The organism is Streptomyces sp. TLI_55, from assembly GCF_900206255.1.
GTDB classification, from domain to species: domain Bacteria; phylum Actinomycetota; class Actinomycetes; order Streptomycetales; family Streptomycetaceae; genus Streptomyces; species Streptomyces aquilus.
In genome coordinates this window covers 1,481,577-1,493,382 of sequence record NZ_OAOJ01000001.1, presented here as the reverse complement: position 1 = coordinate 1,493,382, position 11,806 = coordinate 1,481,577, and the positions used below count along the sequence as shown (strand labels likewise).

Sequence of the window (11,806 nt, the reverse complement as noted above, 5' to 3'; positions counted from 1 at the left end):
CCGGGAGCCGCCCCATGTCGACCGTGAACCCCCAGCCGCTCTGGCAGCCCGATCCGGAACGTATCGCACGGGCACAGGTCACCAGGTTCCAGGCCTGGGCCGCCAAACACCACGGCGCCCCCTCCGACGGCGGCTACCCCGCACTGCACCGCTGGTCGGTCGACGAGCTCGACACCTTCTGGAAAGCCGTCACGGAATGGTTCGACGTACGGTTCTCCACCCCCTACGCGCGCGTACTGGGCGACCGCTCGATGCCCGGCGCCCAGTGGTTCCCCGGCGCGACCCTGAACTACGCCGAACACGCCCTGCGCGCGGCCACCACCCGCGCGGACGAACCGGCCCTCCTGCATGTCGACGAGACCCACGAGCCACGCCCTGTCACCTGGTCCGAACTGCGCCGCCAGGTCGGCTCCCTCGCAGCCGAGCTCCGCGCGCTCGGAGTACGCCCCGGAGACCGCGTCAGCGGCTACCTCCCCAACATCCCGCAGGTCGTCGTCGCCCTCCTCGCCACGGCCGCGGTCGGCGGCGTCTGGACCTCCTGCGCCCCCGACTTCGGCGCCCGCAGCGTCCTCGACCGCTTCCAGCAGGTCGAACCCGTCGTCCTGTTCACCGTCGACGGCTACCGCTACGGCGGCAAGGAGCACGACCGCCGCGACATCGTCGCCGAACTCCGCCGCGAACTGCCCACCCTGCGAGCCGTCGTGCACATCCCGCTCCTCGGCACCGAGGCCCCGGAAGGCGCCCTGGACTGGTCCGCCCTGACGAGTGCCGACGTGGAACCCACCTTCGAACAGGTGCCCTTCGACCACCCGCTGTGGGTGCTCTACTCCTCCGGCACGACCGGCCTTCCCAAGGCCATCGTCCAGTCCCAGGGCGGCATCCTCGTCGAGCACCTCAAACAACTCGGCCTGCACTGCGACCTCGGCCCCGAGGACCGTTTCTTCTGGTACACCTCGACCGGCTGGATGATGTGGAACTTCCTCGTCTCCGGCCTGCTCACCGGCACGACGATCGTCCTCTACGACGGCAGCCCCGGCTACCCCGACACCGGCGCCCAGTGGCGGATCGCCGAACGCACCGGGGCCACGCTCTACGGCACCTCGGCCGCGTACGTCATGGCCTGCCGCAAGGCAGGAGTGCACCCCGGCCGCGACTTCGACCTCTCCAAGGTCCAGTGCGTGGCCACCACCGGCTCACCCCTGCCACCCGACGGATTCCGCTGGCTGCACGACGAGGTCCGCGACGACCTCTGGATCGCCAGCGTCAGCGGCGGCACCGACGTCTGCTCCTGCTTCGCCGGCGCCGTCCCGACCCTCCCCGTCCACATCGGCGAACTCCAGGCAGCCGGCCTCGGCACCGACCTCCAGTCCTGGGACCCCAGCGGAAAACCCCTCGTCGACGAGGTCGGCGAACTCGTCGTCACCAACCCCATGCCGTCCATGCCGATCCACTTCTGGAACGACCCCGACGGCAGCCGCTACCACGACAGCTACTTCGACACCTACCCCGGCGTGTGGCGCCACGGCGACTGGATCACCATCACCTCCCGTGGCTCCGTCGTCATCCACGGCCGCTCCGACTCGACGCTCAACCGCCAGGGCGTACGCATGGGCTCGGCCGACATCTACGAAGCCGTCGAACGCCTCCCCGAGATCAAGGAATCCCTCGTCATCGGCATCGAACAGCCCGACGGCGGCTACTGGATGCCCCTCTTCGTGCACCTGACCCCCGGCACCACGCTGGACGAAAACCTCCTGGGCCGCATCAAGCAGACGATCCGCGAACAGCTCTCACCGCGCCACATCCCCGACGAGATCATCGAAGTGCCCGGCATCCCGCACACCCTCACCGGCAAGCGCATCGAGGTCCCCGTCAAGCGACTGCTCCAGGGCACCCCCTTGGACAAGGCAGTCAACCCGGGCTCCATCGACAACCTCGACCTGCTCCACTTCTACGAGGACCTGGCCCGCAAGCGCGCCTGAACCGAAGCCGCCGCCGACGTCCCGCGCCGGCGGCGGCATCCCCAGCCGACCCCCGTTGTCAGTGCCGCCGATTACTGTGAGTGAGCATTGATCGACTGTGCACAGGGGGAAAAGTGGCACACACCGACCACCAGACCATGCGACGCGGCCTGCGCCGCGAAATCGCCGGCACCATCGGCCTGCTCACCGACGAGCACGACTTCCGGGCCATGCGCCGCTACCGCAGCTTCACCTTCGACGACCACACCCGCTACCTCCAACAGGTCGAGGCACTCCTACGCACCCGCGCCTCCCAGGGCAGCCACACCACCGTCGCCCTGTTCGACCCCGAGGAGTACGCCTCCTTCTGCACCGACACCGGCCTCGACCCGGACATCCCGTCCAGCCGCACCCGCTTCACCGCCGAACTCGCCGCCACGGGCCCGACCATCCCGTACGACGGCCGCCCCTTGGCCGACCTCGTCCCGGCGCTGATCGACGAAGCCGTCCGCCAGGCCACCTGGGAGTACGCGTCCACACTCCTGGCCCGCCTCGGCGCCTGCGCCTCCTGCGGCGAGGACATCGGCCGAGCAGCCTTCACCTGGGCCTCCGGCCTCCTCGCCCGCATCCTCGACACCGCGCCCCCGGGCAACCGACACCTCGTCTGCAGCGTCTCGGGAGCACCCGAAACACTCGTCGCGGTCCTCCATGCGGACACGGACGCCGACGGAGACGTCCAGCTGGACGAGGCCGAAGCCCTCGAATTCACCACGGTCCTCGCCCTCGGCCTCGCCACCCAGAGCCCCGGTGGACTCGTCATGCGCACGAGCGCACCCGGCGCCACCGACCGCATCTACGGCTGGCGCCTGCGCGGCGAAGGCCTCGAGCCCCTGACCGCGGGCGAGGTGTTCGACGCCTACTGCACCGACGTCGAATCCGGCGACCTCATCTCACCGGAATCCGACGTCGACTACTGCGCACCGCCGGACCTGGGACCGGCGGGCCCGACGCCAGGACACCAGCACTGAACAGAAGAGGGGCGCCCCACCGAAAGGTGGAGCGCCCCTCCATCAAGAGGACCGACAGCGAGACCGACTACTCGCCGGACAGCACCGCCTGAGCGGCACTGCGCGCCTCATCGGCACTGTCCGCAGCACGTGCGGCAGCGGCGGCACGCTCGCACTGCGCCAGCGTGTACTTCGCCAGAGTCGCCCGTACATAAGGAATCGACGCCGCACCCATGGAGAGCGAGGTGACCCCCAGACCGGTCAGCACACAGGCGAGCAGCGGGTCGGACGCGGCCTCACCACAGACACCACAGCTCTTGCCCTCGGCCTTCGCCGCCTCCGCGGACAGCGCGACCAGGTCGAGCAGCGCGGGCTGCCAGGGATCCTGCAGCCGCGACACCGCACCCACCTGACGGTCCGCGGCGAAGGTGTACTGGGCGAGGTCGTTCGTCCCCAGCGACAGGAACTCGACCTCCTGCAGAATCGACCGCGCCCGCAGCGCGGCCGACGGGATCTCCACCATCGCGCCGAACTTCGCCTGCAACCCCGCCGCCCGACACGCGTCGGCGAACGCCTTGGCATCCGTACGGTCCGCCACCATCGGGGCCATGACCTCGAGATAGACCGGCAGCCCCTCAGCGGCCTTCGCCAAGGCCGTCAGCTGCGTGCGCAGCACCTCGGGGTGGTCCAGCAACGTGCGCAGACCGCGCACACCCAGCGCCGGGTTCGGCTCGTCGCCAGGCGTCAGGAAGTCCAGCGGCTTGTCCGCGCCCGCGTCCAGGACACGGACGACGACACGACCCTCGGGGAAGGCCTCGAGAACCTGCCGGTAGGCCTCGACCTGCTTCTCCTCCGACGGGGCGTTCTTGCTGTCGTCCAGGAAGAGGAACTCCGTACGGAACAGACCCACACCCTCGGCACCGGCCTCGACCGCGGCCGGCACGTCCGCCGGACCACCGACATTGGCCAACAGCGGCACCTTGTGACCATCGGCCGTGGCACCCGGCCCGGTCGACGCCGCCAGCGCCGCCTTGCGCTCGGCAGCGGCGGCCTCCAGTTCCGCCTTCTTCTCCTCGCTCGGCTCGACGAAGATGTCGCCGGTGCTGCCATCGACAGCGATGACCGTGCCTTCGGCCAGCTCACCGGCGCCCGGCAGAGCAACGACAGCCGGGACGCCGAGCGCCCGCGCCAGAATCGCGCTGTGGCTGGTGGGCCCGCCCTCCTCGGTCACAAAACCGAGAACCAGCGTCGGGTCCAACAGAGCGGTGTCGGCGGGCGCCAGATCACGCGCCACCAGGACATAGGGCTCGTCACTGTCCGGGACACCCGGCATGGGAACCCCGAGCAGACGAGCGACGATACGATTCCGCACGTCATCGAGGTCGGCGACCCGCCCGGCGAGGTACTCGCCGGCCCCCGCCAGCAGCTCGCGGTACGCCGCGAACGCGTCGTACACGGCCCGCTCGGCCGTGCTGCCGACGGCGATACGCCGGTCGACGTCCGCCATCAGTTCCGGGTCCTGGGCCATCATGGCCTGGGCCTCGAGCACGGCCTGGGCCTCACCGCCCGCCAGATTGCCGCGCGCAATCAGGTCGGCGGCCACAGCTTCCACGGCCTTGCGGGCGCGCCCCTGTTCGCGCTCCGCGTCCTCCGCCGGAATCTGCTTGGCAGGCGGTTCGAGAACCGCCGTTCCCATGTGCCGAACCTCGCCGATGGCCACACCGTGGCTCACGCCGACGCCTCGCAGCGTTGCTTCCATCTCACCCGTCTCCGATAGTGCGGCGGGTCCCGCCGCCGCGGTGGTTGCCACTACATGCCGTCATACGACGGCGTTGACGTCATGCCCAGGCGAAGAGACTGTCGCCGGCCTTCACATCGCCGCTGTCCCGCAGATCGGAGAGGGCCTCGGCCGTGGCCTCGAGCGCCACGACCGGGCAGACGGGCGACTTGCCGGCCGCCTCCACGGCAGCCGGGTCCCAGCGCACGACGCTCTGGCCGCGCGTAACGGTGTCGCCCTTGTTCACCAGCAGCTCGAAACCCTCGCCATTGAGCTGCACGGTGTCGATACCGAGGTGGGTGAGCACGCCGTGGCCCTGGTCGTCGACGACGACGAAGGCGTGCGGGTGAAGCGAGACGATGACTCCGTCGACGGGCGCGACAGCCTCGGAGGGCTCACGCACGGGGTCGATCGCCGTGCCCGGGCCGACCATGGCCCCGGAGAAGACCGGATCGGGCACGGAAGCCAGTCCGATGGCGCGTCCTGCAAGAGGGGACGTCACGGTGGTCATGGGAAGCCTCCCAGGGGTGGAGATCTGAATGGGCCGTCACTGCCTGTATCGGACGGCGCACTGTTCAGCAGGGTATGTCATATGAAGTACGGGTTCCGCGTGAGAGCCCGCCCCCTGCTGTCCTGTCGCCGACAGGTGGTCTAGACCATAGCCCAAATGGATTTGCATGCGCTCCGAAGCCCCGTGTACAGTCGTACTCCTGCCCGGGGTTGAGCGACGTCACCAAGCGTCCTTGCCAGGCAGCAACCAACTTGTCAGATCCTATCTCTGGATCTCCTTCTGCATGCCTGCGGGAGGGTGGTCAGAGGGCCGGAAAAACACTGATAGAGTTTGGAACACCGAAGGGAAGCGCCCGGAGGAAAGCCTGAGAGAGTCTCTCGGGTGAGTACAAAGGAAGCGTCCGTTCCTTGAGAACTCAACAGCGTGCCAAAAATCAACGCCAGATTAGTTGATACCCCGTCTCCAGTCATTCTGACTGGGGCGAGGTTCCTTTGAAACAACACAGCGAGGACGCTGTGAACTGCCGGATTATTCCTCCGGTGGTTCCGCTCTCGTGGTGTTCATCCCGATTACGGGAAAACATTCACGGAGAGTTTGATCCTGGCTCAGGACGAACGCTGGCGGCGTGCTTAACACATGCAAGTCGAACGATGAACCACTTCGGTGGGGATTAGTGGCGAACGGGTGAGTAACACGTGGGCAATCTGCCCTTCACTCTGGGACAAGCCCTGGAAACGGGGTCTAATACCGGATATCACTTCCACTCGCATGGGTGGGGGTTGAAAGCTCCGGCGGTGAAGGATGAGCCCGCGGCCTATCAGCTTGTTGGTGAGGTAACGGCTCACCAAGGCGACGACGGGTAGCCGGCCTGAGAGGGCGACCGGCCACACTGGGACTGAGACACGGCCCAGACTCCTACGGGAGGCAGCAGTGGGGAATATTGCACAATGGGCGAAAGCCTGATGCAGCGACGCCGCGTGAGGGATGACGGCCTTCGGGTTGTAAACCTCTTTCAGCAGGGAAGAAGCGAAAGTGACGGTACCTGCAGAAGAAGCGCCGGCTAACTACGTGCCAGCAGCCGCGGTAATACGTAGGGCGCAAGCGTTGTCCGGAATTATTGGGCGTAAAGAGCTCGTAGGCGGCTTGTCACGTCGGGTGTGAAAGCCCGGGGCTTAACCCCGGGTCTGCATTCGATACGGGCTAGCTAGAGTGTGGTAGGGGAGATCGGAATTCCTGGTGTAGCGGTGAAATGCGCAGATATCAGGAGGAACACCGGTGGCGAAGGCGGATCTCTGGGCCATTACTGACGCTGAGGAGCGAAAGCGTGGGGAGCGAACAGGATTAGATACCCTGGTAGTCCACGCCGTAAACGGTGGGAACTAGGTGTTGGCGACATTCCACGTCGTCGGTGCCGCAGCTAACGCATTAAGTTCCCCGCCTGGGGAGTACGGCCGCAAGGCTAAAACTCAAAGGAATTGACGGGGGCCCGCACAAGCAGCGGAGCATGTGGCTTAATTCGACGCAACGCGAAGAACCTTACCAAGGCTTGACATACACCGGAAACGGCCAGAGATGGTCGCCCCCTTGTGGTCGGTGTACAGGTGGTGCATGGCTGTCGTCAGCTCGTGTCGTGAGATGTTGGGTTAAGTCCCGCAACGAGCGCAACCCTTGTCCTGTGTTGCCAGCATGCCCTTCGGGGTGATGGGGACTCACAGGAGACCGCCGGGGTCAACTCGGAGGAAGGTGGGGACGACGTCAAGTCATCATGCCCCTTATGTCTTGGGCTGCACACGTGCTACAATGGCAGGTACAATGAGCTGCGAAACCGTGAGGTGGAGCGAATCTCAAAAAGCCTGTCTCAGTTCGGATTGGGGTCTGCAACTCGACCCCATGAAGTCGGAGTTGCTAGTAATCGCAGATCAGCATTGCTGCGGTGAATACGTTCCCGGGCCTTGTACACACCGCCCGTCACGTCACGAAAGTCGGTAACACCCGAAGCCGGTGGCCCAACCCCTTGTGGGAGGGAGCTGTCGAAGGTGGGACCAGCGATTGGGACGAAGTCGTAACAAGGTAGCCGTACCGGAAGGTGCGGCTGGATCACCTCCTTTCTAAGGAGCACTTCTAGGCAGCCGCAAGGTTGTCCAGAGGCCAGCATGCGAGCGAACGTCTCGCACTGGTTGCTCATGGGTGGAACGTTGATTATTCGGCACTTTCAGTCATCTCGGGCTGCCAGTACTGCTCTTCGGAGCGTGGAACGCTGATCATGAGTGGCGAGGGTGTCGGGCACGCTGTTGGGTGTCTGAAGTAGCGGCCGTATGGCTGTACTTCGATGCCGGCCCCAGTGAACTCGCCGAGTGTGGCGGGGTGATGGGTGGCTGGTCGTTGTTTGAGAACTGCACAGTGGACGCGAGCATCTGTGGCCAAGTTTTTAAGGGCGCACGGTGGATGCCTTGGCACCAGGAACCGATGAAGGACGTGGGAGGCCACGATAGTCCCCGGGGAGTCGTCAACCAGGCTTTGATCCGGGGGTTTCCGAATGGGGAAACCCGGCAGTCGTCATGGGCTGTCACCCATACCTGAACACATAGGGTATGTGGAGGGAACGCGGGGAAGTGAAACATCTCAGTACCCGCAGGAAGAGAAAACAACCGTGATTCCGGGAGTAGTGGCGAGCGAAACCGGATGAGGCCAAACCGTATGCGTGTGAGACCCGGCAGGGGTTGCGTATACGGGGTTGTGGGATCTCTCTTCCACGGTCTGCCGGCCGTGGGACGAGTCAGAAACCGTTGATGTAGGCGAAGGACATGCGAAAGGTCCGGCGTAGAGGGTAAGACCCCCGTAGTCGAAACGTCAGCGGCTCGTTTGAGAGACACCCAAGTAGCACGGGGCCCGAGAAATCCCGTGTGAATCTGGCGGGACCACCCGCTAAGCCTAAATATTCCCTGGTGACCGATAGCGGATAGTACCGTGAGGGAATGGTGAAAAGTACCGCGGGAGCGGAGTGAAATAGTACCTGAAACCGTGTGCCTACAAGCCGTGGGAGCGTCGGATATGTGCTTGCACATATCTCGTGACTGCGTGCCTTTTGAAGAATGAGCCTGCGAGTTTGCGGTGTGTTGCGAGGTTAACCCGTGTGGGGAAGCCGTAGCGAAAGCGAGTCCGAATAGGGCGGTATAGTAGCGCGCTCAAGACCCGAAGCGGAGTGATCTAGCCATGGGCAGGTTGAAGCGGAGGTAAGACTTCGTGGAGGACCGAACCCACCAGGGTTGAAAACCTGGGGGATGACCTGTGGTTAGGGGTGAAAGGCCAATCAAACTCCGTGATAGCTGGTTCTCCCCGAAATGCATTTAGGTGCAGCGTCGTGTGTTTCTTGCCGGAGGTAGAGCACTGGATAGGCGATGGGCCCTACCGGGTTACTGACCTTAGCCAAACTCCGAATGCCGGTAAGTGAGAGCGCGGCAGTGAGACTGTGGGGGATAAGCTCCATGGTCGAGAGGGAAACAGCCCAGAGCATCGACTAAGGCCCCTAAGCGTACGCTAAGTGGGAAAGGATGTGGAGTCGCACAGACAACCAGGAGGTTGGCTTAGAAGCAGCCACCCTTGAAAGAGTGCGTAATAGCTCACTGGTCTAGTGATTCCGCGCCGACAATGTAGCGGGGCTCAAGCGTACCGCCGAAGTCGTGTCATTGCAGCAATAGCCCCAACGGGTGCTGTGATGGGTAGGGGAGCGTCGTCTGCCGGGTGAAGCAGCCGCGGAAGCGAGTTGTGGACGGTTGACGAGTGAGAATGCAGGCATGAGTAGCGATTCACACGTGAGAAACGTGTGCGCCGATTGACTAAGGGTTCCTGGGTCAAGCTGATCTGCCCAGGGTAAGTCGGGACCTAAGGCGAGGCCGACAGGCGTAGTCGATGGATAACCGGTTGATATTCCGGTACCCGCTGTGAAGCGTCAAACATCGAGCATCGTGATGCTAAGGCCGTGAAGCCGCCCTGATCTCTTCGGAGTTGAGGGGAGTGGTGGAGCCGCCGAACCAAGCGGTTAGTAGGTGAGTGATGGGGTGACGCAGGAAGGTAGTCCATCCCGGGCGGTGGTTGTCCCGGGGTAAGGGTGTAGGCCGAGTGGTAGGCAAATCCGCCGCTCATTAAGGCTGAGACCTGATGCCGAGCCGATTGTGGTGAAGTGGATGATCCTATGCTGTCGAGAAAAGCCTCTAGCGAGTTTCATGGCGGCCCGTACCCTAAACCGACTCAGGTGGTCAGGTAGAGAATACCGAGGCGTTCGGGTGAACTATGGTTAAGGAACTCGGCAAAATGCCCCCGTAACTTCGGGAGAAGGGGGGCCATCACCGGTGAGAGGACTTGCTCCTCGAGCTGGGGGTGGCCGCAGAGACCAGCGAGAAGCGACTGTTTACTAAAAACACAGGTCCGTGCGAAGCCGTAAGGCGATGTATACGGACTGACGCCTGCCCGGTGCTGGAACGTTAAGGGGACCGGTTAGTGACCTTTCGGGGTTGCGAAGCTGAGAACTTAAGCGCCAGTAAACGGCGGTGGTAACTATAACCATCCTAAGGTAGCGAAATTCCTTGTCGGGTAAGTTCCGACCTGCACGAATGGCGTAACGACTTCTCGACTGTCTCAACCATAGGCCCGGTGAAATTGCACTACGAGTAAAGATGCTCGTTTCGCGCAGCAGGACGGAAAGACCCCGGGACCTTTACTACAGTTTGATATTGGTGTTCGGTTCGGCTTGTGTAGGATAGCTGGGAGACTGTGAAGCTCGGACGCCAGTTCGGGTGGAGTCGTCGTTGAAATACCAGTCTGGTCGTGCTGGATGTCTAACCTGGGTCCGTGATCCGGATCAGGGACAGTGTCTGATGGGTAGTTTAACTGGGGCGGTTGCCTCCTAAAGAGTAACGGAGGCGCCCAAAGGTTCCCTCAGCCTGGTTGGCAATCAGGTGTTGAGTGTAAGTGCACAAGGGAGCTTGACTGTGAGACCGACGGGTCGAGCAGGGACGAAAGTCGGGACTAGTGATCCGGCGGTGGCTTGTGGAAGCGCCGTCGCTCAACGGATAAAAGGTACCCCGGGGATAACAGGCTGATCTTCCCCAAGAGTCCATATCGACGGGATGGTTTGGCACCTCGATGTCGGCTCGTCGCATCCTGGGGCTGGAGTCGGTCCCAAGGGTTGGGCTGTTCGCCCATTAAAGCGGTACGCGAGCTGGGTTTAGAACGTCGTGAGACAGTTCGGTCCCTATCCGCTGCGCGCGCAGGAATATTGAGAAGGGCTGTCCCTAGTACGAGAGGACCGGGACGGACGAACCTCTGGTGTGCCAGTTGTTCTGCCAAGGGCATGGCTGGTTGGCTACGTTCGGGAGGGATAACCGCTGAAAGCATCTAAGCGGGAAGCCTGCTTCGAGATGAGTATTCCCACCCACTTGATGGGGTAAGGCTCCCAGTAGACGACTGGGTTGATAGGCCGGATCTGGAAGCACGGTAACGTGTGGAGGTGACCGGTACTAATAGGCCGAGGGCTTGTCCTCAGTTGCTCGCGTCCACTGTGTTGGTTCTGAAACCACGAACAGCCCCATGCCTGGTCACGGCATGGTGTGGCATTGTTTGACAGTTTCATAGTGTTTCGGTGGTCATAGCGTGAGGGAAACGCCCGGTTACATTCCGAACCCGGAAGCTAAGCCTTACAGCGCCGATGGTACTGCAGGGGGGACCCTGTGGGAGAGTAGGACGCCGCCGAACTCCTTTTACAGCTCCGGCTCTTGGGCATATGCCCAAGAGCCGGAGCTTTTTTGTGTTGAGGTAAGGTCAGGGGGCATCGTTGGCACGTTTCCCACAGGAGGCCCCCGGGTGGAGGTCCAGGAGACTCGCGTCCAGACGGATCGAGTCCTCACCATCCCCAACATCCTCAGCATGGCGCGGCTCGTTGGTGTGCCCCTCTTCCTGTGGTTGATCCTCAGGCCCGAGTTCGGAGGCCCCCAGAGTGATGGTTGGGCGCTTCTGGTGCTGGCCTTCAGTGGCGTCAGTGACTACCTGGACGGCAAGCTCGCCCGGCGCTGGAACCAGATCAGCAGCCTCGGCCGGCTACTGGATCCCGCCGCAGACCGGCTCTACATTCTCTCGACTTTGGTCGGGCTGACATGGCGCGAGATTCTGCCGATTTGGTTGACCGCTGTACTGCTCGCGCGTGAGCTGGTTCTGCTGGTGATGGTGGGTATCCTCAGGCGCCACGGCTATCCGCCGCCTCAGGTGAACTTCCTTGGCAAGGCCGCCACGTTCAACCTGATGTATGCCTTCCCCCTGCTGCTGCTCAGTGACGGAACTGGCTGGCTGCGGTCACTCGCTGCTATTTTCGGATGGGCGTTCGCAGGATGGGGTACAACCCTGTATTGGTGGGCAGGAGTCCTCTACGTGGTACAAGTCCGCCGCCTGGTTCGTGCGGACGCCATGGCCGATTGAACTCGCCGATTGGCGCAGTCTTAGTGGTGCGATGGCCCGCGCTGGAAAAGTGCGGGACAATCTGGACGGGTGAAGTCGGCTA

The 11,806-nt window shown here is 63.4% G+C and carries 5 protein-coding genes and 3 rRNA genes; 6 read left to right on the top strand and 2 right to left on the bottom strand.

Annotated features, from left to right (window positions below; all coding sequences use genetic code 11):
* The first annotated feature begins 14 nt into the window (after nt 1-14).
* Together CRP56_RS06965 and CRP56_RS06960 are read left to right on the top strand one after the other, a co-directional pair.
* On the top strand, nt 15-1,982 hold the full coding sequence (locus CRP56_RS06965) for an acetoacetate--CoA ligase (RefSeq protein ID WP_097261336.1): 1,968 nt from the start codon (nt 15-17) through the stop codon (nt 1,980-1,982).
* Between the two features lie 113 nt (nt 1,983-2,095).
* On the top strand, nt 2,096-2,989 hold the full coding sequence (locus tag CRP56_RS06960) for a hypothetical protein (RefSeq protein ID WP_097261334.1): 894 nt from the start codon (nt 2,096-2,098) through the stop codon (nt 2,987-2,989).
* A 67-nt stretch (nt 2,990-3,056) separates the two neighbouring features.
* Here CRP56_RS06960 and ptsP read toward each other — a convergent pair whose 3' ends face one another.
* On the bottom strand, nt 3,057-4,727 hold the full coding sequence (gene ptsP / locus CRP56_RS06955; protein WP_097261332.1) for a phosphoenolpyruvate--protein phosphotransferase: 1,671 nt from the start codon (nt 4,725-4,727) through the stop codon (nt 3,057-3,059).
* 79 nt (nt 4,728-4,806) lie between these two features.
* The gene (locus CRP56_RS06950) at nt 4,807-5,256 is read right to left on the bottom strand and encodes a PTS sugar transporter subunit IIA (RefSeq protein WP_097261330.1); all 450 of its coding nucleotides are present in this window, start codon (nt 5,254-5,256) and stop codon (nt 4,807-4,809) included.
* Nucleotides 5,257-5,838: 582 nt separating this feature from the next.
* On the opposite strand from CRP56_RS06950, the gene CRP56_RS06940 reads away from it, so the two are divergent.
* From CRP56_RS06940 to CRP56_RS06925, 4 genes are all read left to right on the top strand, one after another.
* Nucleotides 5,839-7,364 (top strand): 16S ribosomal RNA (locus CRP56_RS06940).
* A gap of 310 nt (nt 7,365-7,674) precedes the next feature.
* Nucleotides 7,675-10,796, top strand: a 23S ribosomal RNA gene (locus CRP56_RS06935).
* A gap of 94 nt (nt 10,797-10,890) precedes the next feature.
* Nucleotides 10,891-11,007: ribosomal RNA gene (gene rrf, locus CRP56_RS06930) — 5S ribosomal RNA — on the top strand.
* Together the 16S, 23S and 5S rRNA genes form the textbook arrangement of a ribosomal RNA operon.
* 108 nt (nt 11,008-11,115) lie before the next feature.
* A complete protein-coding gene (locus CRP56_RS06925; RefSeq protein ID WP_097261327.1) occupies nt 11,116-11,724 on the top strand; it encodes a CDP-alcohol phosphatidyltransferase family protein in 609 nt (202 codons plus the stop codon).
* The last annotated feature ends 82 nt before the right edge of the window (nt 11,725-11,806 follow it).

Excerpts from the sequence above, each read along its gene's own strand:
- CRP56_RS06965 (WP_097261336.1), top strand. The coding sequence starts at position 15 with ATGTCGACCGTGAACCCCCAGCCGCTCTGGCAGCCCGATCCGGAACGT.
- ptsP (WP_097261332.1), bottom strand. The coding sequence starts at position 4,727 with ATGGAAGCAACGCTGCGAGGCGTCGGCGTGAGCCACGGTGTGGCCATC.
- CRP56_RS06950 (WP_097261330.1), bottom strand. The coding sequence starts at position 5,256 with ATGACCACCGTGACGTCCCCTCTTGCAGGACGCGCCATCGGACTGGCT.